Below are 26,158 nucleotides of genomic sequence, written 5' to 3'. Positions count from 1 at the left end.
CGTAGCTCAATGAGTTGAGAATCGGCCCCAAAAACAGGGGGTAAAGTGTCGCCTTCCCTGCCTGCGGCTATTACGCTAACAAACAGCGCCGGAGACAGGGAAAGTGTTCACGCTTTAGAAGTTGTATTTAACACCCAGCATTACCGCAGTATCGCTGTAGCCGTTGTTGCCCAGTTGCTGGCCAACGTTGCCCCACAGATTCACCTGCTTGTTGACTTGCCCTTCCACGCCCAGTTTCAGCTCGGCAATATTGGCGGCACCATCCTACTTGACTGTGATGCCATTCATCGTAGTTTTGCATAAAAATAAAAGCACCCAACAACGGGTGCTCTATTGATATTAAGGGCAGACACATCGGCCTGCCCTTCTGTACTCATGTTTGTTGTCCAGTTATGACCCGCCAACGATCAAAACATCGGTTTTGCCATCTGCACCAGGGTAATCAGTGGTTGCGGGTAGAGCCCCAACAACAGTACCAACACCGTTGAAATCAGCACCACCACCCCACCGGCAGTCAATGCCCAGTTGTTGGGGGTATCCCGTCTCAAGGTTTCTGGGGCGCTTAAATAGAGGCTGACGATCACACGCAAGTAGTAGTACAAACCAATGGCACTACCAACCACCACCGCACCAGTCAACCACCACAGATGCGCGCTAACGCCCATGGCAACCACATAGAACTTACCAATAAAGCCCAGCGTCATCGGGATACCGGCCAATGACAACATCATCACCGTCATCACCGCCGACAGAATAGGCTTATGCCAAAACAGACCGCGGTAAGAGAACAGCGAATCGGCATCCGGTCCACGGTAAGGGCTGGACATTAAACTCACCACCCCGAAGGCGCCCAAACTGCTGAACAGATAACCGGTCAGATAAACACCAGCGGTTTCCAGTGCCAGATCGTGGCTTTGTACCGCGATCAGCGCCACCAACAGATAACCCAGATGAGCGATAGAGGAGTAACCCAGCAACCGCTTAATGTTCGTCTGGTTAATCGCCATCAGGTTACCAAACAGGATCGAACAGAAGGCGATCACCGCCAGCACGATGCGCAGCGCTTCATGATCAGCAGCGGGCGCATACAGGAACAAACGCATCACTACCGCAAAGATCGCAACCTTGCTGGCAGTTGCCAGAAAGGTTGAAACCGGTGCTGGGGCGCCTTGATAAACATCCGGCGTCCACAACTGGAATGGCACCAACGAAAGTTTAAAGCCGAGGCCAACCAGCATCATGCCCATCCCTGCCAACACCAGTGGCTGGTGAACCAAATGTTCCTGCAAACTCTTGCCCAGGCCCGCCAATGACAGGTCACCCGATTCGGCATACAGCAGCGCCATACCAAACAGCAGGAAGCTGGAGGCAGCGGCAGAGAGCACCATATACTTGATGGCGGCTTCTAACGAACGCTTCTGGCGGTAGGCATAACCAATCAGGCCAAACAGCGGCAACGAAACCAGTTCAATGCCGAGGAATAGCGAAGCCAAATGGTTGGCACTGGCGAGTAACAGCCCCCCCATGGTAGCAATCAATACCAGCAGGTAGAACTCTTCACGGTTATCCGGGTAACCCGCCAGCCAAGGGTAGGCAAAGGTACAGGTTGCCAAGCTGGCCAACAGCACCAGCCCAGTATAGAACATCGAATAACCGTCAATCCGCACCAGCGGAGTGACGTCTATCGGACCAACTTGTCCGACAAAATAGAGCGAAAGCAGTGCCAGGTTAAGGCCGACGACAGCCAGAGTAGCATTGATAAAGTGGTCGCGTCGCCACGCAATGCACAGCATCACAACCACCACCGTCAATCCGACGATCAACAGCGGTAACAGTGCGATCAGTTGTTGAGGAGTTATTGTCATGGCGAATTACGGCCTTGTAGTTAAAATGGCTGAAACTGACGGACCAAACCAGTGTTGCACGTTGTCCATCGCTGCACTTGAGGTATTCAGAACCGGTTGAGGATAGACCCCCAACAGCACCAACAGCACCACCAACAGCAGAACGATAAACAATTCACGAGCACTCATGCCCGGCAACGGTTGGTCTGACTTCGGCGCACCGTAGTAAGCACGTTGCATCATCATCAAGGCATAAACCGAAGCAAACACCAGACCGAAAGCTGAAATTATCGTGATCACCGGGGTAACCTGGAAGCTACCAAACAGGATCATAAATTCACCGACAAAGTTACCGGTACCCGGCATCCCCAGAGTGGCCACGGCAAAGAACAGGGAAAGCGCAGGGATATACTTGATCCGCCCCCACAAGCCGCCCATCTGGCGCATATCGCGGGTATGCAGGCGTTCATACAACTGGCCACAGATAATAAACAACCCGGCGGCAGAAAGGCCGTGAGCAATCATCTGGATCACCGCCCCCTGGTAAGCTAATTGGCTACCGGTATAGATGGCAATCAGCACAAAGCCCATATGGGAAACGGAAGTATAAGCAATCAGACGTTTGATATCGGTTTGGGCAAATGCCATCCAGGCACCGTAGAAGATACCAATCACCCCCAGCCACATGGCGATCGGTGCAAACTCAGCCGAAGCATTAGGGAACAGCGGCAAGCTGAAACGCAACAGGCCATAGGCCGCCGTTTTCAACAAAATCCCTGCCAAGTCCACCGAACCCGCAGTCGGTGCCTGGCTATGAGCATCCGGCAACCAGCCGTGTAATGGCACCACTGGCATTTTCACCGCGAAAGCGATAAAGAAGCCCAGCATCAGCAGGTATTCCACTTGGTGCGACATTGGTGTGTTCAACAGTTCTACATAGTTGAAGGTCCAGGCACCAGTGGCATTATGATGAACAAACACCAAGCCGAGGATGGCAACCAACATCACCAGACCACTGGCCTGGGTATAGATAAAGAACTTGGTAGCCGCCGTAATACGGGTTTTACCATCCGATGCCTTATGCCCCCACAGAGCAATCAGGAAATACATCGGCACCAACATCATTTCCCAGAAGAAGAAGAACAGGAACAAGTCAATGGCGAGGAACACCCCGATAACCCCACCGAGGATCCACAGCAGGTTCAGGTGGAAAAAACCCTGATTTCGCTGGATTTCATTCCAGGAACAGAGAATTGCCACCACCCCCAGCAAGCTGGTCAGCACTACCATCAGTAGCGACAAACCATCCAGTGCCAGGTGGAAGCTGATACCAAAGCTCGGGATCCACGGCACAGAAAACTCAGACTGCCACTGTGGAATCCCCAACGGCTTAAGCAGTGAATAGTTGCCCTGCCACCACAGTTGCAAGGTGAGAACTAATGTCAGCCCCATCGCGATCAATCCGATCCAGCGCGGCATTTTAGTGCCGAAACGCTCACTCTGCCAACACAGCAGACCACCGATAAAGGGGAGAAGAATTAGCCAAGTTAATATCATGGCGTTTTGTATCCCTTATTCTACCCGTCTCTTTCAAGCTGGAGCGTTGTTGGCTACGTTTACTCACCCCAGTCACTTACTTGTGTAAGCTCCTGGGGATTCGTGCACGTGCCGCCTAGCTCCAATTTGAAATTCTTGGGTGTAAAGCAAAAACGTTGTACATAGCGCTAAATTAACGAGCGCTACGCCCGATAATTGTGTCCAAACTGCTCTGTTAAACCATCATCAACAGCGCCAATACCAGCACGGCGCCCACCCCCATAGAGGCGATATACCAGCGGATATAACCGTTCTCACTCACCGCCAAACCACGATTCCCCCAGCGGGCAAAGATTGCAGGCAAGTTCATCAGTGAGTTCAGTGGATCGCTTTGCAGCAATCTGGCAATCGCCAGGTAGGGTTTGACAAACACCTTGTCATACAGCCAGTCAAAGCCCCAGGCATTAAACCACCAGGTTGACAAGAAACGCCCCGGCGCACTTTGTGCGATGCTGTTCACCAAGGTGCGTTTACCTAACCACAGCGCAGCTGCCAGCAGGATACCGATGATGGCCACCATCCCAGAGGTGATTTCCAGTGTCAGCACATTGCCATGTGGCAACTCGGTGGTTGACGGCAGTACCCCAGAAAGTGGTGGAACAATCATCGCACCCACAAAGGTGGACAGCACCAACAGCACCAGCAGTGGCAAGTGGTGAGTAATCCCTTTCACGGCATGGGCTTTGATTTTCTCTTCACCATGGAACACGATAAAGATCATACGGAAGGTATACAGTGAAGTCATAAATGCCCCCACCAGCCCTGCCATCATCAGGTTGAAATGGCCGTTAGCCATCGCGCCAGCCAGGATCTCATCCTTACTGAAGAAACCTGCGGTAACCATAGGCAGTGCCGACAAAGCAGCGCCCCCCACCAGGAAGCAGACATAAACCAGTGGAATGCTCTTGCGCAAGCCCCCCATTTTGAAAATGTTCTGTTCATGGTGACAGGCCAGAATCACTGAGCCAGAGGAGAGGAACAGCAAGGCTTTGAAGAAGGCGTGTGTCATCAGATGGAAGATTGCCGCATCCCAAGCCTGTACGCCCAGCGCCAGGAACATATAACCAATCTGGCTCATGGTTGAGTAGGCTAACACGCGTTTGATATCGGTCTGCACCAGCGCGGCAAAACCCGCCAATAGCAACGTTACCCCACCGACCACGCCCACCAGCTCCAACACTTGTGGCGCCATCAGGAACAAACCGTTCATACGGGCAATCAGGTAAACACCCGCAGTCACCATGGTGGCCGCGTGAATCAAAGCAGATACCGGGGTTGGGCCGGCCATCGCATCTGCCAGCCAGGTTTGCAACGGTAACTGTGCCGATTTACCCACCGCACCACCCAGTAACATCAGGGTTGCCCAGGTAATTGCACTGTCGCCCACCGCCAGTTTCTGTGGTGCCAGCACCATCAGTTCACGAATGTTCAGCGTGCCCAGTTGCTGATACAGAATAAACAGCGCAAAAGCCAAGAACACATCACCCACACGGGTGACGATAAAGGCTTTCATTGCCGCCGCCCCATTAGCCGGGTTTTTATAGTAAAAACCGATCAACAGGTAACTGCACAGACCAACACCTTCCCAGCCCAGGTACATCAGCAACAGGTTATCGGCCAGAACCAGAACCACCATGCTGGCGATAAATAGGTTGGTATAAGCGAAGAAGCGTGAATATCCCTCTTCACCACGCATATACCAAGAGGCATACATGTGAATTAAGAAACCGACACCCGTGACCACCGACAGCATAGTGAGTGACAGGCCATCCAACACCAGGGTAACCCCAATGTTGAAATTGCCTACCGCCATCCAGGTCCACAGGTGTTGTTCAAACAGCTGAACACCCGTAGCCTGTTGAGCAAGAAAATCCACAGCGGCATAGGCCGTGACCAGTGCTGCCAGGCCAACTGAGCCAACGCCGACGGTTGCGGCCAGGTTTTCACACCAGCGCCCCCGGGAAAACGCCAGCAACAGGAAGCCGAGCAGCGGCAGCAGAATGGTTAAATATAATAGATTCATCCGCGCATCTCACTGACAGTATCAATATTCAGGGTATGACGGCGACGGTAGAGCTGCAGCAGCAATGCCAAGCCGACACTGGCTTCGGCGGCTGCCAGGCTGATCGCCAAGATATACATAATCTGCCCATCTGGCTGATGCCAATAGCTCCCCGCTACGATAAACGCCAATGCCGCAGCGTTGATCATCACTTCCAGGCTGATGAGCATAAACAGCAGATTACGCCGGGATATCAACCCGCCCAGCCCCAGTGCAAACAGAATTGCCGCCAGGATAAGCCCATGTTGAAGAGGGATCATGCTTGCTCCTCCGATTTTCTTTTCGCCATGTCACTGCTTGCGGCGCTATTACTCAGCACTTCACCGGCTTTTTCTTCACGGCCAATATGGAAGGCAACCACCAGCCCCGCCAACAGCAGCATTGAAGCCAGTTCAACCGCCAGCACATAAGGGCCGAACAGACTGATACCCACCGCTTTGGCATCGATCACTTCCCCGCTGATGCCTTGATCCGCCACACTGCGGATAGCAAAAATCAACACCAGCAATAAAACCAGTGACAACAACGCGGGGCCAATCCAAACAGAGGGTTTCAACCACTCACGCTCTTGCTGTTGTACGGAACCACCCAGGTTGAGCATCATCACCACAAACACGAACAGCACCATGATGGCACCCGCATAAACGATGATTTCCAACGCCCCGGCAAAATAAGCCCCCAGTGAGAAAAAGACTGCCGAGATCGCCAAGAGAGACACGATCAGATACAGCAGCGCATGTACAGGATTGGTATGCGAAATAACGCGTATCGTCGCGACTATCGCAATCAAACCTGCCAAATAAAAGGCAATTTCCATGCTTGCTCCTACGGCAACAGACCTTTGACGTCGATCGGTTTGGCTTCATTTTCGGCTTCGCCCTTAGCTTTGCCGTCAATCGCCATACCGGCCATGCGGTAAAAGTTATATTCCGGATATTTACCCGGCCCCGAGATCAACAGATCTTCTTTTTCGTAGACCAAATCCTGGCGCTTGAACTCACCCATTTCAAAATCAGGGGTCAATTGGATCGCGGTGGTTGGGCAGGCCTCTTCACACAAACCGCAGAAGATGCAACGTGAGAAGTTGATACGGAAAAACTCCGGGTACCAACGCCCATCTTCATGCTCGGCTTTTTGCAGTGAAATACAGCCCACCGGGCAGACCACGGCGCACAGGTTACAGGCCACACAACGCTCTTCACCATTGGGATCACGCGTCAGCACGATGCGACCACGGTAACGTGGTGGCAGATAGACTGGTTCTTCCGGATACATTAGGGTTTCGCGTTTGGCGAAGGCATGCAGGCCAATCATCCAAAGACTGCGCACCTGGGTGCCGAAACCAACCACCAACTCTTTCAATGTCATGGTTTATTCACCCCTTATTCAGCTTGGTACAAAATGACCGCAGCGGTTGCCAACAGATTCAGCAACGTCAATGGCAGACAAACGCGCCAACCAAACGACATCACCTGGTCATAACGCGGACGTGGCAGCGAAGCACGGATCAGAATGAACATCACCATGAAGAAGGCGGTTTTCAGTGCGAACCAGATAAATGGTGGCAAAAACGGCCCATGCCAACCGCCGAAGAACAGCGTGACAATCAAGGCTGATACCGTCACGATGCCGATATACTCCCCCACAAAGAACAGACCGAACTTCATGCCGGAGTATTCAATATGGTAACCATCCGCCAGTTCCTGTTCAGCCTCGGGTTGGTCAAAGGGATGACGGTGACACACCGCAACCCCGGCAATGGCAAAGGTCAGGAAACCAAAAAATTGCGGGATGACATTCCAGACATGGGCTTGCGACTCGACAATCGCCTGCATGTTGAACGAGCCCGCCTGGGCGACGACGCCCAACAGCGACAGGCCGAGAAACACTTCATAGCTTAGCGTTTGCGCAGAAGCACGCATCGCCCCCAGCAACGAGTATTTGTTGTTACTCGACCAGCCAGCGAACAGCACTGCATACACCGCTAACCCAGCCATCATCAGGAAGAACAGAATGCCGATGTTAAGATCCGCCACCACCCAAGTCGGGCTGACCGGGACAATGGCAAAGGCCAGTAACAGGGAAGTAAAGGCGATCATCGGTGCCAGGGTAAAGATCACCCGGTCAGCAAAGGTCGGTACCCAGTCTTCCTTGAAGAACATTTTGATCATGTCAGCGACTAACTGCAGTGATCCCCCCCAGCCAACACGGTTTGGCCCGTAACGGTTCTGGAACAGCCCCAACAGGCGGCGTTCGCCAAAACTCATAAAGGCACCGCAGGTGACCACCACGAGCAGGATCACCACCGCTTTTAGAATGGCGATCAGAATGTCGATTACCTCAGGTGTAAACCAGCTCATCGTGCTGCCTCCCGCAGATTTTCAACCATTTCCCCCACCAGTATCGGCGGGATCCCTGGCAAGCCAAGCGGCAGACCGATCTGGCCCTGGCTTAAGGTTTCACTCAAACGTAGCGGCAAACGTAACGTTTGACCCACACAGTCGAACTCCAGCATCGCACCGGCGTTAACACCCAGTTGTGCGGCATCTGCAACGTTGAGCATCACGTAAGCGGGTGACATCCGCTGTTGGAACACCGCTGAACGTTGTGAGGTTTCGTCACTACCAAACAGGTGGTAATAAGGGGCTACACGCCAGCCTTCCGCCATAAATGGCAGCGGAATTGAAGAGAAGTAACCCAGGTTGCCCTCCCCCGCTTCGATCAGGCGTATCCCTGGGTCCCCATGGCGCAGTTTGCCGCCCACTTCCGCTTGGAATTTGTTCCAGGCCTGTGGTGAGTTCCAACCCGGCATCCAGGCGAAAGGGATCTGCTGGCGATCAGCCAGTGGGCTGTTGGTCCCTTCCATCGAGAAGGCAAACATACTGTCTTTATCCTGAGGCTGACGGGGCTCATGCACACTGATGTTAGCCCGCATCGCAGTACGTCCACTATAGCGGTGCGGTGAACGAGCCAGTTTCTGCCCACGAATACGGAATGTTGCATCCGGTGCCGCCTCCTGAACCCCCTGCAGTTGAGGTAATGCTGCCACACAAGCGGCAATCACATCATCCAACTGCGTCCAGTCCACTTGGCGACTGGCATAAGCAGAGTGCAATGAATGCATCCAACGCCAGCTTTCCAATATGATGCTATGAATATCTTTCTTGGCATCATCGTAATAAGCCGGATCGTATACCTGGAAGAAACGCTGTGCGCGCCCTTCCTGATTCACCACGGTGCCATCACTCTCAGCAAAACTGGCGGCAGACAGGATCAGGTTAGCCTTATCCATCAGGGTAGTGCGCTGATGATCAGCAACGATCAGGTTGCGAACTTGTGCCAATGCGGCATCCACTCTGGCCGCAGGCGCATGACGATAGAGGTCGTTCTCCATCACAATCGCGGTATCTGCCGCGCCACTTTCCAATTCCCGCAGCGCTTCATCAAGGGAACCACCACCGATCATCGACAAGCCGAGGCTGTTGGCATCCGCAGCAACCAAAGTGATGCCCACGTTAGAACCACGAGCTTTCAATGCGTTGGCAATGTTGGCGGCCGCCGCAATAATCGCTTCGCTGCCCACATTGCTGCCGGTGACGATTAATGGTTTCTGTGCACCCGCCAAGGCCTGCACGATCACATCAATCTTCTTGTTGAGATCATCAGACAACCCGGCTACCGCTGGCGCTAAGTGGTCCAGTGCATGGGCGATGGCGAAACCGAGACGGGCTTGCTCATCAACCGGCGCGTGATAACTCCAGGCGGCAATATCATCCATACGCGTGCTATCAACATTGGTGACAAACAGCGGATGTTTCGCATGTTGGCCAATGTTCTGTACTGCGGCGATCTGCCAATCAGCCACCCGTTGCGCGGCTGCCATGGCACGTGCTTTACCTTTCACCGCCTGACGAACCGACAGCGCAATACGGGCCGCTGTCTGGGTCAGGTCTTCACCTAATACCAGTACCGCGTCGTAGCTTTCGATCTCGCGCAGGCTCGGGGTATAAACCCCACTGTTTTTCAGCACGTTGAGCATCAGGTGCAAACGTTGCTGTTCCGCTTGGCTATTGCCGCTATAAAAGTTTTCCGCCCCAACCAGTTCACGTAACGCAAAGTTGCTTTCCAGGCTGGCGCGAGGGGAACCGATACCGATGGTTTTCTTCGCTTGACGCAGAATATCTGCCGCCCCTTGCATTGCCTGTTCGGCATTCAAGGTGATCCAGTCACTGCCGCGCAACTGTTGTGGCAGCCGAGGACGATCTTTCAGATTCACATAACCATAACCAAAACGGCCGCGATCACACAGGAAGTAGTGGTTTACGCTACCGTTATAGCGGTTTTCAATGCGGCGCAATTCACCATAGCGCTCACCAGGGCTGGTATTACACCCCACGCTGCACTGTTGGCAGATGCTTGGCGCAAACTGCATATCCCACTTGCGGTTATAGCGCTCGGAGTGGGTTTTGTCGGTAAATACGCCCGTTGGGCAGACTTCTACCAGGTTGCCAGAAAACTCGCTTTCCAGCGTGCCACTTTCCGGGCGGCCGAAATAGACATTGTCGTGTGCCCCATAGACGCCAAAGTCGGTACCATCCGCGTAGTCTTTGTAGTAACGCACACAGCGGTAACAGGCAATGCAACGGTTCATCTCATGAGAGATAAATGGCCCCAATTCCTGATTGTTATGGGTACGCTTGGTGAAACGGTAGCGACGGAAACTATGTCCGGTCATCACCGTCATATCCTGCAAGTGACAGTTACCGCCCTCCTCACACACAGGGCAGTCGTGCGGGTGATTGGTCATCAACCATTCGACCACACTCTCACGAAACTGTTTGGCTTCAGCATCATCAATGGAAATAAAGGTTCCATCCGATGCTGGTGTCATACAAGACATCACCAAACGGCCACGGGTATCGTCCGCATTTTGGTATTGCTTTACCGCACATTGGCGGCAAGCGCCGACGCTTCCAAGCGCCGGATGCCAGCAAAAATAGGGAATATCAAGGCCCAGAGAGAGACATGCCTGTAACAGGTTATCTGCTCCATCAACCTCGTATTCTTTGCCGTCTACATGAATCGTAGCCATAGTCAGCATGCTTCCAAATGGCCTGAGGTAACTGTCAGCTTTTACTTCGCAGTCTCGCTGCCAGGTAAATTGCCGGTTACTTTTCAAGCGTTAATTATAAAAAATTTCTTGGCTGGTAGGCCAGGAGCCGCCATTGCGTCTCTTGACACCGATGTGATTACCAGCGTTGCTTCAATAAGTTGTTTGGCTGAATACCACCAATCGCCTGAACATTGCCCAAATACTGTGGCGCAATACCGGCTTCAAACTCATCGCGGAAATATTTAATCGCACTTTGTAGCGGCTCTACGGCACCAGGTGCATGGGCACAAAACGTTTTGCCCGGCCCCAAGGCGCGGCACAACTGCTCCAGGGTTTCAATATCCCCCGGCTGCCCTTCACCCCGCTCCAGAGCACGCAGAATCTTCACGCTCCATGGCAGGCCGTCCCGGCAAGGGGTACACCAACCGCAGGACTCGCGCGCAAAAAACTCTTCCAGGTTGCGCACCAGCGGCACCATACCAATCTCATGGTCTACCGCCATCGCCAGCGCAGTGCCCAAACGGCTGCCCGCCTTAGCGATGTTTTCAAAATCCATCGGGAGATCCAGGTGGTCAGCGGTGAGGAAATCGGTACCCGCTCCCCCTGGCTGCCAGGCTTTAAAACGCAAACCATCACGCATGCCACCGGCGTAATCTTCCAGAATTTCACGGGCGGTGATACCAAACGGCAACTCCCACAAACCCGGGTTTTTCACCCGGCCAGAGAAGCCCATTAATTTGGTACCGGCGTCGTTACTCTTACCTGCCGAGATCCCTTTATACCAATCCGCACCGTGTTCAAGAATGGCAGGCACGTTACACAAGGTTTCTACGTTGTTGACACAGGTGGGTTTACCCCAGGCCCCAGAGGTAGCCGGGAACGGCGGTTTGGAACGTGGATTGGCACGGCGGCCTTCCAGCGAGTTGATCAGCGCCGTTTCTTCACCGCAGATGTAACGGCCAGCTCCAGTATGCACCAACAGCTCAAAATCGAATCCACTACCCAGGATATTTTTGCCCAGCAAACCCGCTTGCGTCGCTTCACTAATCGCGCGGCGCAAATGTTCTGCAGCTTCAACATATTCACCACGCAGGAAGATGTAACCGCGATAGGCCTTCAGCGCAAAAGCTGAAATCAACATCCCTTCCACCAACAGGTGTGGCAATTGCTCCATCAATAAACGGTCTTTGTAGGTGCCTGGTTCCATTTCATCCGCGTTACACAACAGGTAGCGAATGTTCATGGATTCATCTTTCGGCATCAGGCTCCACTTCAACCCGGTGGAGAAACCGGCCCCACCACGGCCTTTCAACCCGGCCTCTTTCACCAGGTTGACTATCTCGTCAGGCGCCATTCCTTTCAGGGCTTTTTCTGCCCCCTGATAACCATTTTGGCTACGATACTCATCCAACCATACCGGTTGTTGATCATCACGCAAACGCCAGGTGAGCGGATGCATTTCAGCAGTACGTTTGATATCCATCATCATTTATACCGCTCCAACAATTCGACCGCGCTTTCCGGCGTCAGGTGAGCATGGGTGTCTTCATCAATCATCATACTCGGCCCCTTGTCGCAGTTACCCAAACAGCAGGTAGGCAGTAATGTAAAACGGCCATCAAACGTGGTTTGACCTGGCTTGATAGCCAATTTATTCTCCAGAGCGGCTTGAATCCCCTGATAACCATTGATGTGACAAACCACACTGTCACAATAACGGATCACATGGCGCCCTACGGGTTGGCGGAAAATTTGGCTGTAGAATGTGGCCACCCCTTCTACGTCGCTGGCAGGAATACCCAGCACCTCTGCGATGGCATAAATCGCCCCATCGGGAACCCAACCACGCTGCTTCTGCACTATTTTCAGGGCTTCAATGGAAGCGGCGCGCGGGTCTTCGTAATGGTGCATCTCGTGCTCGATCGCCTGACGTTCGTGCGCACTCAGCACAAAGACATCGGCTTCAGACTCAAGCACCTGCTTCACCGGGTGATTGTTTTCATGATCATGCATAGTTAGCGGTCCACATCTGACATTACAAAATCGATACTACCCAGATAGACGATCAAATCGGAAACCAGGCTACCGCGGATCACCGCTGGAATTTGCTGCAGGTGAGCATAGCTGGGTGTCCGAATTCGAGTGCGGTAACTCATGGTGCTACCATCACTGGTCAGATAGTAGCTGTTGATCCCTTTGGTGGCTTCCACCATCTGGAATGACTCGTTAGCCGGCATCACCGGGCCCCAGGAAACCTGCAAGAAGTGAGTGATCATCGTTTCAATATGCTGCAACGTGCGCTCTTTCGGTGGCGGCGTGGTCAGCGGATGATCCGCCTTGAACGGCCCTTCCGGCATGTTGTTCAAGCACTGTTCAAGAATACGCAAACTCTGGCGCAGCTCTTCTACCTTGAGCATCACTCGGGTATAGCAGTCACTGTTGCCGTCACCCACCGGTACTTCAAAATCAAAGTTCTCATAGCCGGAATAAGGGCGCCATTTGCGCACATCAAACTCAACCCCGGTGGCACGCAAGCCTGCACCCGTCACGCCCCACTCCAATGCCTCTTTGGCATTGTAGGAAGCGACACCAATAGAGCGCCCTTTAAGAATCGAGTTTTGCAGTGCTGCTTTTACATAGGAGTCGAGGCGCTTAGGCATCCAGTTGAGGAAGTCACGCAGCAGACGGTCCCAACCGCGGGGCAGATCATGGGCGACACCACCAATACGGAACCAGGCGGGATGCATACGGAACCCGGTAATCGCTTCCACCAGATCATACACTTTCTGACGGTCGGTAAAGGCGAAGAACACCGGGGTCATCGCCCCCACATCCTGAATAAAGGTACTGATGTACAGCAAGTGGCTGTTGATGCGGAACAGTTCAGAAAGCATCACACGAATGGTGTTGACACGATCCGGCACCACGATCCCGGCCAGTTTTTCAACCGCCAGTACGTAAGGCATTTCGTTTACGCAGCCACCGAGGTATTCGATACGATCGGTGTAAGGAATATAGCTATGCCAGGATTGCCGCTCACCCATTTTCTCAGCGCCACGGTGGTGGTAACCCACATCCGGCACGCAATCGACAATTTCTTCACCATCCAACTGCAAAATGATACGGAACGCACCATGGGAAGAGGGGTGGTTCGGGCCCAGGTTAAGGAACATGAAGTCTTCATTGTCTGTACTGCGCTTCATCCCCCACTCTTCCGGTCTGAATTTCAGCGACTCCATTTCCAGATCTTCTTTCTGCTTGGTCAACACAAAGGGATCGAATTCGGTTGCGCGCGCCGGATAATCTTTACGTAGGGGATGACCTTCCCAGCTTTGCGGCATCATGATGCGCCGCAGGTGCGGGTGACCATCAAAAGTGATACCGAACATCTCCCAAGTTTCACGCTCATACCAGTTGGCATTAGGAAATATCTTGGTCACTGTGGGCACATGAAGGTCTTTTTCAGACAGTGCCACTTTCAGCATGATGTCGCGGTTACGCTCAACAGAGATCAGATGGTAGAAAACAGAAAAATCTGCCGCTGGCAAGCCTTGGCGATGAGTGCGCAAACGCTCGTCCATACCATGCAAGTCAAACAGCATCACATAAGGCTTCGGCTGTTTTCTCAAGAACGTCATGACGTCCAGTAACTGATCAGGTTTGACCCATACCACCGGCATTCCGGTACGGGTAGGCTGAACAGTGAAGGCTTCCGGCCCAAAACGGTTGCGCAGTTCACCAATCACCGGATCATTCAGATGATCCCTGGTTTCCCAGGCAGGTAGGGCGTCGTGCGTCGCTAAATCTGTCATAATTTTTTCACCACACTAAAGGGTCATTTCGCCGCAAGTTCGATTAAATCTCGTCTGGCGTCCGCAGATTGGTTACCGCAATACGCTCCGCGTGCTTTCGCGCTTTTTCTGACTGCATATTGGCACGGTAAACCCCCTGCTCGCCCACAACCCACGACAATGGGCGGCGCTCTTTACCAATTGACTCCTGCAGCAGCAGTAACGCCTGCATATAAGCCTCTGGACGCGGTGGGCAGCCTGGAATATACACATCAACAGGCAGGAATTTATCCACCCCCTGCACCACAGAGTAGATATCGTACATACCACCGGAATTGGCGCAGGCGCCCATGGAGATCACCCACTTGGGCTCCAGCATCTGTTCATACAAACGCTGAATAACGGGGGCCATTTTAGTGAAGCAAGTCCCGGCTACCACCATAAAGTCCGCCTGACGTGGGGATGCACGCAATACTTCTGCACCAAAACGTGCCACATCGTTAATGGCAGTAAATGATGTCACCATCTCCACATAACAGCATGAAAGGCCGAAGTTATAGGGCCAAAGAGAGTTTTTACGCCCCCAGTTCACCATGTCATGCAATGCATGTTCAAGTTTACCCATGTAGACCGTGCGATGAACCTGCTGGTCCAGAGGATCACCAACGATTTCCTGTTTTTGCAGGGGATAACGGTCGTTCTCACCGTTAGGGTCTATGCGGGTGAGCGTATAGTCCATCTTAATGCCTCACTGTTACTGCGGATGACTGTTGCTGGCGTTCTTGATTGTGCTTGGTTTGCTCAGGCGCTGAGAGCGCACAGGGACCCAATCCAATGCGCCGATACGCACCAGATAAACCAACCCTGCCAATAACACCAAAATGAAAATGGCGGCTTCGATAAAGCCTACCCAACCGCTCTCACGAATCGAGACCGACCAAGCGTACAGATATAAGGCTTCAACATCGAAGATAACGAAGAACATGGCGACCAGATAAAATTTGGCTGAAAGGCGCATACGCGCTGAGCCGACAGAGTCGATCCCCGACTCATAAGGTGTGTTTTTAGCACGCCCCCGGGCTCTCCCACCCAAGAAAAATGCGCCCAGCAACATAAAGCCGCAAAGCCCAATAGCCATGATGACAAATACGACGAATGCCCAGTGATGAGCGATAACTTCAGTGGTTGTTGACATACTCTATGCTTACTCATCAAAAGTGGTGGCGAACGCCTGCTCTAATCACCGGCGGTGAGCGAACCACATCGATTCAAGGGAAGGAGATATCCCCGTCGCCATTCTAACTGCAGGGTTGTTGACTGCGCTGATTCACCCTAGTCACATAGTTGACTATGCTGCTAGAGACTCATTCGTTTGCCTTTTACCTGCAACTGGAATGAACTTGGGTCTATATACCCATCATCTTTCAAGTAACAAACAGTTGACTACAGAACTCGGCTCTCTTGCCTGGTTGACAATTCACCCGCGTGCCAGCTGGCTATACTCGTCATACTTCAAGTTGCATGTGTGTTGGCTTTCCTCACTCACCCCAGTCACTTACCTGTGTAAGCTCCTGGGGATTCTCTGCGTCGCCGCCTTCCTGCAACTCGAATTATTTAGTGTATATAACCTGAAAGAGGTTGAGTAGAGCCACGCAAACACATTGCTTTTACAGAGAATTAGGCAATATTTTGCTGTGAGCTTTTACTCCTTTCAATAGCCTTTTGTCAATTTCAACAAAAGAATCTACACATTAATTTACACACAAACCAATTTGTTAACATCATCGCACCAGAAGCTCAGCTAAATCGTGTCAGTTAGTCGTTAGATAACTGCACTCAGAGATAACCCAATGGCGACATTTCAGTTTTACTATACCATTCTCTCAGGAATTCCCTGTTGTTCCACTCACTAGCTCGGGGTATTTTTTTGATCCAGGACACGTTTCGGGGAAAAAACTAAAAATAAGTGTGGCGGCTTAACCATTTTTGTCAACTTTCGTTCAAAAAATGCACAACAAATCAGCCGGATAACCTTGCAAATAACAAGGATTCGCCTTTCGTACCTGCCGGATCGCGCTATAAAAAAAACCTCTGCCCAAAAGACAGAGGTTTTGCTTAACGAGGTCTCACCATGGCGCAAAACAGCGCCGGTGATACCCCATTCAAATCGTATGTACGCTTCAATCGGTTACCCCCTCAAGTCGCCAAGGGGGTAATTGACGATATTACTCGTCATCCTCCAAGAGGCCGAAATCTTCCGCAACCAAGACACTATCCGTATCGAAATGGTAAGTCTCATTACCCTTTTTCACGGCATTAAAAATCGTCATGGCCAGTTCGTTCTCACACGTCACATTTTTGCATAGTGAATATTGAGTATCCGGCAATGGAGGTAACCCCTCTGCTACACCCAGTACCCGCAAGTCTGGGGTCATCATCTCAATAGGCCGGGCAGTAATTCCTAAACCTGCCCTACATGCAGCACGCACCGCAGATAAGGAGGAAGCAACGTAGGCGATACGCCAAGGAATATCAGCAGCATCCAGATGTTTAATCGCCATGTCACGGAACGGGCTAGGTTCGTCGAGCACCACCAACGGCAGCGGCTCCCCTGGCTGTAAAAAGTAATCTGCCGCGCAATACCACAACGTTGGGGAGTTGCGCAGTACAACATGCGGATGATCACCTGTAGCGGTGGTGGTAATGGCTAAATCCACTTCCCCTTTTTCCAGCATATCGATAGTTTGTGCGCTACGTTTCACCCGCACATCGACGGTCAGCCGTGGGTAAACCGTGGTCACACGATTAAGCAGAAAAGGCAGAAGAGTATCTGCGGTATCGTCAGAAGCACCGATAGTCAGCACGCCATCGACATCGTCATAAACCAAAGAAGCATAGGCTTCATCATTGAAACGCAGAATTTTCCTGGCATAACCGAGAAGTTGGATACCATGTTCGGTTAATAACTTATTGCGCCCATGGCGAGCAAACAACTCTTTGTTAACTAATTGCTCTAACCGCTGCATTTGTTGACTCACGGCTGATTGAGTACGACGGACGGCAACTGCCGCCGACGCAAACGTCTTTAAATCAGCCACAGCAACAAATGTTCTCAGCAGATCGAGATCGAGATTAAGTAACGGACGTTTTGCACTTATCATAGTGTTTTCTTCACTTTTTAAATTATTACTTACAAACTACCCTGGTGTATTTCCAAGACGCCGCCGAAAATGGCAAGCGCCGGACATGACAGTAACCCACTCATTAGAAGAGGGCAAAAAATTCCTTATATTTCGTTACCTCTATCGCTTTTTCTATAACCAAGCTCATACGAGCGGCGGCCAAGTGGCGAATGCACACATCACAATGAACCCCCAAAGACAACCAACTGAGTAACAACGCCATTGAGCTAATCGGTCAGGAATCGATTTATCTCAGACTTGCGGCTGACAAGCAATCCGAATTATTTCGGCTCAATGCCCAGATACTCAAGAGCTTACTGTGTTACTCGACCCTAGTCGCCCTCGCACTGCAAGCGCCTGCGCTGTTCAAACCATACCGCATTTTATCCAGCAACTAGAGATAGTTAGAATATATAAAGTTGTAATCAAAAAAAACTTCAGTGAATTACTGAAATATATTTAATGTGATCTCCGATAACTGAATTGTGGCCGCATTTACCTTTTTCATCCACTATATAATAACTCTGCAAACAGTTTTTTACATTTTGTTATCATTTATACTGATTTTGACATTCCGAACGCTCATCGTGTGCCATACCAACAAAACCGTTCTCCTGCTTTAATAGCATAAACTTAAATCAATACACTATTAATAATCATCTTTTAAGATTTTATCACCAATAACAAACCAGCCAAAACCTTTAATCACTTAGAATGCCGTTCAAGTCGAATGTTAGCACCAAAGCTTTACAAGACTCTTCAAAAAGAGCGCTTGCAGGAGTACATTGGACCAACTGTGGTGTTCCATGGCAGAAACACCCCTCTCTATACACTAAATAATTCGAGTTGCATGTAGGCGGCGACGCAGAGAATCCCCAGGAGCTTACACAGGTAAGTGACTGGGGTGAGTGAGGAAAGCCAACACCCAGGCAGCTTGAAGTATGACGAGTATAAAAGCTCAATCTAAGTAAAAGGCTCAACTGTTTATGTCCCCCATTGATAAATCCAGCAAGCTGGACAACGTCTGTTACGACATTCGAGGCCCAGTACTCAAAGAAGCCAAGCGTCTTGAGGAAGAAGGCAACAAAGTACTGAAGCTGAACATCGGCAATCCGGCACCGTTTGGTTTTGATGCCCCAGATGAAATTCTGGTGGATGTCATCCGTAATCTTCCTACCGCACAGGGTTATTGCGACTCCAAGGGGTTGTTCTCTGCGCGTAAAGCGATCATGCAGCACTATCAGGCCCGTGATATGCGTGATGTGACCGTCGAGGATATCTATATTGGCAATGGGGTATCCGAGCTCATCGTTCAATCCATGCAGGCATTGCTCAATTCTGGTGATGAAATGCTGGTGCCAGCCCCAGACTACCCACTGTGGACCGCCGCCGTTTCGCTTTCCAGTGGTAAAGCGGTGCACTATCTCTGTGACGAAGAGGCTGGCTGGTTTCCGGATCTGGATGATATCCGCCGCAAGATCACACCGCGCACCCGTGGCATTGTGATTATCAACCCTAATAACCCGACCGGTGCGGTATACAGTAAAGCCCTGCTGGAAGAGATTGTCGAAATCGCCCGCCAGCATAACCTGATCATTTTCTCTGATGAAATTTACGACAAGATCCTCTATGACGACGCGGTTCATCACTCGATTGCCGCACTAGCACCAGACCTGCTGACCATCACCTTTAATGGCCTGTCGAAAACCTATCGTGTCGCGGGTTTTCGCCAGGGATGGATGGTGCTCAACGGGCCGAAAAAACATGCCAAAGGTTATATTGAAGGGCTGGAAATGCTAGCCTCCATGCGCCTGTGCGCCAACGTGCCTATGCAGCATGCCATTCAGACCGCGCTGGGGGGATACCAGAGTATCAGCGAGTTTATCCAGCCTGGTGGCCGTTTGTATGAACAACGTAATCGCACTTGGGAACTGCTGAATAACATCCCTGGCGTTTCCTGCGTAAAACCGCAAGGGGCACTCTATATGTTCCCGAAGATTGACGCCAAACGCTTTAATATTCATGACGACCAGAAGATGATTCTGGACCTGCTGTTACAAGAAAAGGTCCTGCTGGTTCAGGGCAGTGCGTTCAATTGGCCTCATCCAGACCACGTACGTATTGTCACCCTACCCCGTGTAGATGAACTGGAAATGGCCGTAGGTAAATTGGGGCGTTTCCTCGAAAACTACCGTCAGTAATCAGCTTGTTGGGTGCACGCTGTGCACCCATACTGTCTGCCTGTTGTTGTCATATCGCTGTAGAAAGAGAGCACCATGAACCAGAGTCATTTCTTTGCTCACCTGTCCCGTTTGAAACTGATTAGCCGCTGGTCGTTAATGCGCAACGTGCGTACTGAAAACGTTTCTGAACACAGCCTGCAGGTTGCGTTTGTCGCCCATGCGCTGGCAGTGATCAAGAATCGGAAATTTAATGGCAACCTGAATGCAGAACGCGTGGCGCTGCTGGCGATGTACCACGATGTCAGCGAAGTGTTGACCGGGGATATGCCCACCCCGATTAAATATTACAACCCGCAAATTGCCCACGAATACAAAAAAATAGAGAAAGTGGCCCAACAAAAATTGCTTGATATGATCCCAGCAGAGTTACAAAGCGATTTCCGTCCAATCCTTGATGAACATTATTACAGCGAAGATGAGAAGCTGATCGTCAAGCAGGCAGATGCGTTATGTGCCTTTGTTAAATGTCTGGAAGAGTTATCGGCCGGTAATAATGAATTCAAGCTGGCTAAAGCGCGCCTGGAAAAAACACTCCAGCTACGCCATAGCCCAGAAATGGACTATTTTATGACGGTGTTTATTCCCAGTTTCAGCTTGTCACTGGATGAAATCAGCATTGATACGCCGTTATAACCGGCCGGTTTTCGTCACCACACCAACTCAAGTGCCCCAGCCGCCTAGTCATTTACGCGTCTGGGGCTATTTTGTCTAAAACGCATATAGCCAAGGAATAACGATCAGACTGACCATCATCACCAGTACGGTAAAAGGCACGCCTATTTTGACAAAATCACCAAATTTGTAATTCCCTGGTCCTAATACCAGCGTATTGACCGGAGAGGACACCGGGGTCATAAAGGCAGCAGAAGCGGCAATAGCGATAACCAAGGCGAAGGGATAAGGCGAGACGCCCATCTTTTGAGCGGCGGCTATCGCAATGGGTGCCATCAATACCGCCGTCGCGGTGTTAGAGATAAATAACCCAATCACTGAGCACAAGACAAATAGGCAAGCCAGCATCACGCGGGGCCCGGCATCACCGGCAATATCCATCAGACCGCGTACAATCAGATCAACACCACCGGTTTTCTGCAATGCTTGGGCAAAGGGCATCATACCGACAATTAAAATAAGACTCGGCCAATGGATGGCCTTATAGGCACTCTCCATATCGATACAACGAAATGCCCCCAACAACAGGCAGGCAATCAATGCCGCTATTGGATTCGGGATCTCTTTGGTCAGCATCATCGCCACCATCAGCGCCAGGCAGAACAACGCGTGTGGGGCTTGATTGATTGCCGGTGCCACCTCATCAACTTCTGCCGGTAGATTCAACACCATAAAGTCATGGTTTTCAGCCTGTAACTGACGAATGGCCTTCCAATCACCGATGACCAACAGAATATCCCCCAATTCGATCGGGATATTCGCCAACTGACCTTTCAACGTTTCACCGTTACGACGAATGCCCACCACGTTGAGGTCGTAACGGCGACGAAAGCCGACATCACGTAAACTTTTCCCCAGCAGCGCCGAATTGGGAATTAAGGAAACCTCTGCCATCCCGACGTTGCGTGACTGCTCAGAGAAATATTCGCCACGCAATACCATCGGTTCCAATAGTTGTTCTCGGCAGAACTGGCGTAAATCGATATCGTCATCAAATATATCGATCAACAAGACATCCCCTTCTCGCAGTTCTGTGTTGGCAAAAGCACTGACCATCACCCGTCGAAAGCGCCGCCAACGCTCAATGCCAATCACATTGGCACTGTAGCGAACACGGAGGTGCAACTCATCCAGCGAACAACCAATCAACGGTGAACCACTGCGGATCGCCAAACGGCGTGCCCGACCAGACAGTTTATAGTCGCGGATCAAATCACGGAAGGTCCGGCGCTGCCAGTCAACGTTGGCGTTAATACCGCGATTGTCCACTAACCAGCGCCGCGCCACCAACATGTATCCCACTCCCAAAACCAAAACCAGTACACCAATCGGTGTCACCGCAAAGAAACCAAAACCCTCTATTCCCTCACGTACCAGTTCACTATTGACCACCATATTGGGCGGTGTAGCAACTAACGTCATCATGCCACTGATCAAACCAGCAAAGCTTAACGGCATCATCAACCGCCCTGGAGAGATCTTCATACGCCCAGCGACACTGAGCACCACAGGAATAAAAATCGCTACCACGCCCGTCGAACTCATGATGGCCCCAAGCCCGGCAACACAGAGCATCAGCAAAACCAACATTTTGGTTTCACTGCTGCCCGCGACTTTCACCAGCCAATCACCCACTTGGTAAACCACACCAGTACGTACCAAACCCTCCCCCACCACAAACAGGGCTGCAATCAAAATCACATTGGGATCACTAAAACCGGTTGTTGCTTCCTGCAAGGTCAAAGTACCACTTAGCACAAAAGCAATAATGACCAGTAACGCCACGACATCCATGCGCAACTTGTTGGTAGTAAACAGCACTATGGCTGCCAGCAGTAACATCAAAACCCAGAGTAATTCGCCGTTCACAACAACCTCTTGCGGTCTGTGGTGCAGGTCAGAAAAAACAGGTGAGAGACTCAGGTACGGGCCAAGTCATGCAGCCCGCACCTGTCGTTTGAATCGCTATTGTTTGAAACGCTATATTGTTTGAATCGCTATTGTTTGAAACGCTATATCTAGTTTGAAACGCGATATATTGTTTGAATCGCTATATATAGCTTGAAACGTTGTCGTTTAAAGCGTGGTTGATGAGTAACCCTGCGGCTAATCATCATCAGATAGCGTTTAAACAACAAGTTCAATACGCCCCCCCTCTGGCGTCTTGCTCACCCGGATTTGGGTCAACGAAGAGAGGATTAGATTAACCTGATCCAATTTGGGCGTATCGGCAGGGGCATTGACGGCTATCACCTGGCAACCCGCTGCCAGCCCGGATAAAATCCCTGCGGGAGCATCCTCTACCACCACACAGGACTCAGGTGCCAAACCTAAACTTGCCGCACCTAACAGATAGGCATCTGGCTGCGGTTTACCCCGCTGGACCCGTTCACAGGTTATAAACACCTCAGGATGCGGTAACCCGCCAGCAATACGGCGCGCAGTGGCCACCGGAATGGAGCCAGAAGTCACTATCGCCCAAGGAATACCCATATCGGTAAGCCCTTCCAGCAGCACTTTGGCTCCCGGCAAGGCCACCACCCCTTGCGTATCCTGTGATTCTATCTGCTCCAACAGGACAAACTCATGTTCCAGTTCGGCTTCCGTGGCATTGGGCATAAAATGGCGCAGCGAGGTTATCGCTTGTTTTCCGTGGATAAAATCCAATACCTGTTGCTCATTAATATCATGACGCTTGGCCCAATGGATCCAAGCACGCTCCACTGCTGGCAATGAATCGACTAACGTTCCATCAAGATCGAACAGAAACCCCTTACACTCCACGGCAAACCCCATTAAGTTTGATCAGGCATTGATAATTTGCGTAATTTCAACCGCGCTTAAATGATACTGACGTGGGCACGATAACCAGATTGCCAGCATACGCTGGTACTTTTCCCACATTTTAGTCTGAGAATTAAAGCCGTGACTGCCGCAATCAAAATGCGTATATCGCCCTTCGGTATTCACCAAGAAACGGACATAACTCAGAAAACGTGCTTCGGTCGCCGCATCAAAACCCAGGAAAGCCAGACGACGTTCATCTATCCCTTGACGCTCCTTGAGGTTTTCCCACGATACCTGCAGTGCATGGTGCATTTCCATAATATTGATGATGGTACGGCACACTTCCTCACTCATTTCACCGAAGTCTCGATCCAGCTCACGCATTTGCAAGCCAAAACCGCGCTCAATAATGGTCTGCAAGCGGCGATAACGTTCTGCATTATCGGGATCAAGCATCGTCATCATCTTGTATTGATTTGATAAAATCAAACGTTGGGCGTTAGTCATTTCCATTTTATAGTCCTCATTACTACACATTGACACTGCATATTGATGAAAGCATCGCATACTGAGTTAGGGTGTGGAATCACAACCGGGCCTTTTTTTGATTTGACCGGGGTTATCGAAGGGTAGCCTGGGGAAAAGCCGGAGCAACTCCCCTGAACGGTTTAAAGGTCATCGAGAAAAGTTTGGTCCAATTGATTGAAGGCACGCTTGAGCACCTCCGCCAATGCCTGATAGGTTGGCGTCCCCTCCACTGGGGCCACAGCTTGCCCGGCCTCCACCAGTTTGTTACGCAGATCAAAGAACCACTGTAATAAAGTGGGCGGCAGAGGCGTAACTGAACGGCGACCCAACCACCATAGCCCTTGCATTGGCAAGCTGCAGGCAAACAGCGCAGTCGCAATGGCCGGGCCGAGTTGACCACCCAGGGCAATTTGCCAAGTGAGCGAAAATATCGCCAATGGCGGCATAAAACGCACCGCAAAACGCGTTGCCTTCGCCACGCGATTTTCAGGGAATACCGGTGCCAAACGTTTGTCTGATGGCCAGGTTTTCATGTAATGCTGTCCACGCTGGAAAATCTGGAACCAGCTTAACGAACCGGGGGGTTTGCTTGTCATGCCAACCTCAACTTTATGTACAAAAAATAAAATAATTCCATAAAAACACCAACAAAAAAGTTGAAGCTTTAAATTTATTTTGTATTTATAGCTGGCTATCGGTATCTTATGCCAATAATAGATGATATGAGATCCGCCAGCTTTTTGCTCTGTTCTCTGTCATTTTACAAGGCGCCGCCTGATTGGCGGCAACTTGCATGCGATTGGAATGCAGAGCCGGGTAATTTAATCACCGGATAATCAACACGTTATTCATCATCATGGCCTTTCTGTCACTGACATGATGTTAATCATAAATGTCAAAGCCATTATGCGCTACGCTTGATGAGTAGTTGACATTTTATTCACCACGTGTATTGGACTTTTTAATACCAACACCAACAATTTAAGTAGGTACTTCCATGTCGAGTAAGCTAGTACTGGTTCTTAACTGCGGCAGTTCTTCTCTGAAATTCGCCATTATTGATGCCATCAACGGTGAAGAACACCTCTCTGGTCTGGCCGAGTGTTTCCATCTTCCTGAGGCCCGCATTAAATGGAAAATGGATGGCAGCAAACAAGAAGCGGCACTGGGTGCTGGGGCTGCGCACAGCGAAGCGCTGCACTTCATCGTTAATACTATTCTGGCACAAAAACCTGAGCTTTCCGCCCAATTGGTCGCCATCGGTCACCGCATTGTTCACGGTGGCGAGAAGTTCACCGCCTCTGCCGTTATCAACGACGAAGTGCTACAGGGTATCAAAGATGCCGTCCCTTTTGCACCACTGCATAACCCTGCCCATTTGATCGGTATTGCAGAAGCGTTAAAATCTTTCCCTGAGCTGACGGATAAAAACGTTGCCGTCTTCGACACCGCGTTCCATCAGACGATGCCTGAAGAATCCTATCTGTATGCCCTGCCGTACAATTTATACCGCGACCATGGCGTTCGCCGTTACGGTGCACACGGCACCAGCCACTTCTACGTCACACAAGAAGCGGCAAAAGTCCTGAACAAACCGGTTGAAGAAGTGAATCTCATTACCTGTCATCTGGGCAATGGCGGTTCCGTTACTGCGGTTCGCAACGGTCAATCTGTCGATACCTCTATGGGCTTGACCCCACTGGAAGGTTTGGTGATGGGTACCCGCAGTGGTGATATCGACCCGGCCATCATCTTCCATCTGCACGATGCTATGGGGATGAGCATTGACGAGATCAACAAGATGCTGACCAAAGAGTCAGGTCTGCTGGGCCTCACTGAAGTCACCAGTGACTGCCGTTATGTAGAAGATAACTACGAAACCAAAGCCGATGCCAAACGTGCTATGGATGTCTACTGCCACCGTCTGGCCAAGTATATCGGCGCTTATTGTGCTCTGATGGATGGCCGCCTGGATGCCGTTATCTTCACTGGTGGTATCGGTGAAAATGCTGCCATGGTCCGTGAAATGGCCCTCGACAAACTGGGCCTGCTCGGTTTTGAGATTGACCATGATCGCAACCTGGCTGCTCGTTTCGGTAAATCGGGTAATATCACTAAAGATGGCAGCCGCTTGGCGCTGGTGATCCCAACCAATGAAGAGTTGGTCATCGCACAAGATGCGTTCCGTCTAACCCATTAAGGTTCTTCACACCGTCAGCTTAGGCTGACGGTGTTGTTTTAGAGCCCATATATGGTTTTAGACCCAAATATGTTTTAGAGCCGCATATTGTTTTAGAGCCACATTTTGTCTGCGCCCCGTTGCAGGCTATAAACCGTGAA

Annotated in this window: 21 protein-coding genes and 1 pseudogene; 3 read left to right on the top strand and 19 right to left on the bottom strand. The window is 51.0% G+C overall.

What is annotated here, in order from left to right; all coding sequences use genetic code 11:
- Positions 1-114: 114 nt before the first annotated feature.
- The 15 genes and pseudogenes from ACX9GV_RS05960 to lrhA form a co-directional block, all read right to left on the bottom strand.
- Positions 115-294: pseudogene (locus ACX9GV_RS05960) on the bottom strand (autotransporter outer membrane beta-barrel domain-containing protein); the annotation flags it as partial.
- Positions 295-407: 113 nt separating this feature from the next.
- Entirely contained in the window at positions 408-1,865 is a 1,458-nt protein-coding gene (gene nuoN, locus ACX9GV_RS05955; RefSeq protein ID WP_473197386.1) for an NADH-quinone oxidoreductase subunit NuoN, read from the bottom strand.
- 6 nt (positions 1,866-1,871) lie between these two features.
- Positions 1,872-3,401 (bottom strand): NADH-quinone oxidoreductase subunit M, encoded by a 1,530-nt coding sequence (gene nuoM / locus ACX9GV_RS05950; RefSeq protein WP_023491579.1) that lies wholly within the window; start codon positions 3,399-3,401, stop codon positions 1,872-1,874.
- A gap of 214 nt (positions 3,402-3,615) precedes the next feature.
- The gene (gene nuoL / locus ACX9GV_RS05945; RefSeq protein WP_473197385.1) at positions 3,616-5,463 is read right to left on the bottom strand and encodes an NADH-quinone oxidoreductase subunit L; all 1,848 of its coding nucleotides are present in this window, start codon (positions 5,461-5,463) and stop codon (positions 3,616-3,618) included.
- Positions 5,460-5,762, bottom strand: a complete 303-nt coding sequence (gene nuoK / locus ACX9GV_RS05940; RefSeq protein WP_023491577.1) for an NADH-quinone oxidoreductase subunit NuoK — start codon at positions 5,760-5,762, stop codon at positions 5,460-5,462. The genes nuoL and nuoK overlap by 4 nt, the downstream gene beginning before the upstream one ends.
- A complete protein-coding gene (gene nuoJ / locus ACX9GV_RS05935; RefSeq protein WP_473197384.1) occupies positions 5,759-6,319 on the bottom strand; it encodes an NADH-quinone oxidoreductase subunit J in 561 nt (186 codons plus the stop codon). The genes nuoK and nuoJ overlap by 4 nt, the downstream gene beginning before the upstream one ends.
- 8 nt (positions 6,320-6,327) lie before the next feature.
- A complete protein-coding gene (gene nuoI, locus ACX9GV_RS05930) occupies positions 6,328-6,870 on the bottom strand; it encodes an NADH-quinone oxidoreductase subunit NuoI (RefSeq protein ID WP_023491575.1) in 543 nt (180 codons plus the stop codon).
- A 14-nt stretch (positions 6,871-6,884) separates the two neighbouring features.
- Positions 6,885-7,862: an NADH-quinone oxidoreductase subunit NuoH gene (gene nuoH / locus ACX9GV_RS05925; RefSeq protein ID WP_023491574.1), complete on the bottom strand. Its 978-nt coding sequence runs from the start codon at positions 7,860-7,862 to the stop codon at positions 6,885-6,887.
- Positions 7,859-10,594 carry an NADH-quinone oxidoreductase subunit NuoG gene (gene nuoG, locus ACX9GV_RS05920; RefSeq protein ID WP_473197383.1) on the bottom strand — a complete coding sequence of 912 codons (2,736 nt, stop codon included), beginning with the start codon at positions 10,592-10,594 and terminating at the stop codon, positions 7,859-7,861. The genes nuoH and nuoG overlap by 4 nt, the downstream gene beginning before the upstream one ends.
- 157 nt (positions 10,595-10,751) lie before the next feature.
- Positions 10,752-12,104: an NADH-quinone oxidoreductase subunit NuoF gene (gene nuoF, locus ACX9GV_RS05915; RefSeq protein WP_023491572.1), complete on the bottom strand. Its 1,353-nt coding sequence runs from the start codon at positions 12,102-12,104 to the stop codon at positions 10,752-10,754.
- A complete protein-coding gene (gene nuoE, locus ACX9GV_RS05910) occupies positions 12,101-12,628 on the bottom strand; it encodes an NADH-quinone oxidoreductase subunit NuoE (RefSeq protein ID WP_473197382.1) in 528 nt (175 codons plus the stop codon). Before nuoE ends, nuoF begins: the two co-directional genes overlap by 4 nt.
- A 2-nt stretch (positions 12,629-12,630) precedes the next feature.
- On the bottom strand, positions 12,631-14,427 hold the full coding sequence (gene nuoC, locus ACX9GV_RS05905) for an NADH-quinone oxidoreductase subunit C/D (protein ID WP_473197381.1): 1,797 nt from the start codon (positions 14,425-14,427) through the stop codon (positions 12,631-12,633).
- A gap of 43 nt (positions 14,428-14,470) precedes the next feature.
- Complete coding sequence (locus ACX9GV_RS05900) at positions 14,471-15,145, bottom strand: NuoB/complex I 20 kDa subunit family protein (RefSeq protein ID WP_023491569.1); 675 nt, start codon at positions 15,143-15,145, stop codon at positions 14,471-14,473.
- 15 nt (positions 15,146-15,160) lie between these two features.
- Positions 15,161-15,601 carry an NADH-quinone oxidoreductase subunit A gene (locus tag ACX9GV_RS05895; RefSeq protein WP_023491567.1) on the bottom strand — a complete coding sequence of 147 codons (441 nt, stop codon included), beginning with the start codon at positions 15,599-15,601 and terminating at the stop codon, positions 15,161-15,163.
- Between the two features lie 1,030 nt (positions 15,602-16,631).
- The gene (gene lrhA / locus ACX9GV_RS05890; protein WP_473197380.1) at positions 16,632-17,567 is read right to left on the bottom strand and encodes a transcriptional regulator LrhA; all 936 of its coding nucleotides are present in this window, start codon (positions 17,565-17,567) and stop codon (positions 16,632-16,634) included.
- 1,007 nt (positions 17,568-18,574) lie between these two features.
- On the opposite strand from lrhA, the gene ACX9GV_RS05885 reads away from it, so the two are divergent.
- Together ACX9GV_RS05885 and yfbR are read left to right on the top strand one after the other, a co-directional pair.
- Positions 18,575-19,789: a pyridoxal phosphate-dependent aminotransferase gene (locus tag ACX9GV_RS05885; protein WP_473197379.1), complete on the top strand. Its 1,215-nt coding sequence runs from the start codon at positions 18,575-18,577 to the stop codon at positions 19,787-19,789.
- A 75-nt stretch (positions 19,790-19,864) separates the two neighbouring features.
- On the top strand, positions 19,865-20,464 hold the full coding sequence (gene yfbR / locus ACX9GV_RS05880; RefSeq protein ID WP_473197378.1) for a 5'-deoxynucleotidase: 600 nt from the start codon (positions 19,865-19,867) through the stop codon (positions 20,462-20,464).
- Positions 20,465-20,539: 75 nt separating this feature from the next.
- Here yfbR and ACX9GV_RS05875 read toward each other — a convergent pair whose 3' ends face one another.
- The 4 genes from ACX9GV_RS05875 to yfbV form a co-directional block, all read right to left on the bottom strand.
- Positions 20,540-22,372 (bottom strand): SLC13 family permease, encoded by a 1,833-nt coding sequence (locus ACX9GV_RS05875; RefSeq protein ID WP_473197377.1) that lies wholly within the window; start codon positions 22,370-22,372, stop codon positions 20,540-20,542.
- 258 nt (positions 22,373-22,630) lie between these two features.
- Positions 22,631-23,287, bottom strand: coding sequence for a sugar phosphatase (locus ACX9GV_RS05870; protein WP_473197376.1), 657 nt, complete (start codon positions 23,285-23,287; stop codon positions 22,631-22,633).
- Between the two features lie 21 nt (positions 23,288-23,308).
- The gene (locus tag ACX9GV_RS05865; protein ID WP_023491554.1) at positions 23,309-23,803 is read right to left on the bottom strand and encodes a YfbU family protein; all 495 of its coding nucleotides are present in this window, start codon (positions 23,801-23,803) and stop codon (positions 23,309-23,311) included.
- A gap of 155 nt (positions 23,804-23,958) precedes the next feature.
- Complete coding sequence (gene yfbV, locus ACX9GV_RS05860) at positions 23,959-24,414, bottom strand: terminus macrodomain insulation protein YfbV (protein WP_023491553.1); 456 nt, start codon at positions 24,412-24,414, stop codon at positions 23,959-23,961.
- 401 nt (positions 24,415-24,815) lie between these two features.
- Here yfbV and ackA point away from each other — a divergent pair, with 401 nt between their 5' ends.
- Complete coding sequence (gene ackA, locus ACX9GV_RS05855) at positions 24,816-26,018, top strand: acetate kinase (protein ID WP_037386249.1); 1,203 nt, start codon at positions 24,816-24,818, stop codon at positions 26,016-26,018.
- Positions 26,019-26,158: the final 140 nt, after the last annotated feature.

The organism is Serratia sp. 25CWL12, from assembly GCF_055790885.1.
Note: the sequence above shows the minus strand (reverse complement) of the source record. Positions and strands in the feature narration are given on the sequence as shown.

What these genes read in the sequence shown, in the direction of transcription:
- nuoM (WP_023491579.1), bottom strand. Translation starts at nt 3,401, where the DNA reads ATGATATTAACTTGGCTAATTCTTCTCCCCTTTATCGGTGGTCTGCTG.
- nuoG (WP_473197383.1), bottom strand. Translation starts at nt 10,594, where the DNA reads ATGGCTACGATTCATGTAGACGGCAAAGAATACGAGGTTGATGGAGCA.
- ACX9GV_RS05865 (WP_023491554.1), bottom strand. Translation starts at nt 23,803, where the DNA reads ATGGAAATGACTAACGCCCAACGTTTGATTTTATCAAATCAATACAAG.
- nuoL (WP_473197385.1), bottom strand. Translation starts at nt 5,463, where the DNA reads ATGAATCTATTATATTTAACCATTCTGCTGCCGCTGCTCGGCTTCCTG.
- nuoI (WP_023491575.1), bottom strand. Translation starts at nt 6,870, where the DNA reads ATGACATTGAAAGAGTTGGTGGTTGGTTTCGGCACCCAGGTGCGCAGT.
- ACX9GV_RS05885 (WP_473197379.1), top strand. Translation starts at nt 18,575, where the DNA reads ATGTCCCCCATTGATAAATCCAGCAAGCTGGACAACGTCTGTTACGAC.
- nuoE (WP_473197382.1), bottom strand. Translation starts at nt 12,628, where the DNA reads ATGCATGATCATGAAAACAATCACCCGGTGAAGCAGGTGCTTGAGTCT.
- ACX9GV_RS05895 (WP_023491567.1), bottom strand. Translation starts at nt 15,601, where the DNA reads ATGTCAACAACCACTGAAGTTATCGCTCATCACTGGGCATTCGTCGTA.
- ackA (WP_037386249.1), top strand. Translation starts at nt 24,816, where the DNA reads ATGTCGAGTAAGCTAGTACTGGTTCTTAACTGCGGCAGTTCTTCTCTG.
- ACX9GV_RS05900 (WP_023491569.1), bottom strand. Translation starts at nt 15,145, where the DNA reads ATGGACTATACGCTCACCCGCATAGACCCTAACGGTGAGAACGACCGT.
- nuoH (WP_023491574.1), bottom strand. Translation starts at nt 7,862, where the DNA reads ATGAGCTGGTTTACACCTGAGGTAATCGACATTCTGATCGCCATTCTA.
- nuoF (WP_023491572.1), bottom strand. Translation starts at nt 12,104, where the DNA reads ATGATGATGGATATCAAACGTACTGCTGAAATGCATCCGCTCACCTGG.
- nuoN (WP_473197386.1), bottom strand. Translation starts at nt 1,865, where the DNA reads ATGACAATAACTCCTCAACAACTGATCGCACTGTTACCGCTGTTGATC.
- nuoJ (WP_473197384.1), bottom strand. Translation starts at nt 6,319, where the DNA reads ATGGAAATTGCCTTTTATTTGGCAGGTTTGATTGCGATAGTCGCGACG.
- yfbV (WP_023491553.1), bottom strand. Translation starts at nt 24,414, where the DNA reads ATGACAAGCAAACCCCCCGGTTCGTTAAGCTGGTTCCAGATTTTCCAG.
- lrhA (WP_473197380.1), bottom strand. Translation starts at nt 17,567, where the DNA reads ATGATAAGTGCAAAACGTCCGTTACTTAATCTCGATCTCGATCTGCTG.
- yfbR (WP_473197378.1), top strand. Translation starts at nt 19,865, where the DNA reads ATGAACCAGAGTCATTTCTTTGCTCACCTGTCCCGTTTGAAACTGATT.
- nuoK (WP_023491577.1), bottom strand. Translation starts at nt 5,762, where the DNA reads ATGATCCCTCTTCAACATGGGCTTATCCTGGCGGCAATTCTGTTTGCA.
- nuoC (WP_473197381.1), bottom strand. Translation starts at nt 14,427, where the DNA reads ATGACAGATTTAGCGACGCACGACGCCCTACCTGCCTGGGAAACCAGG.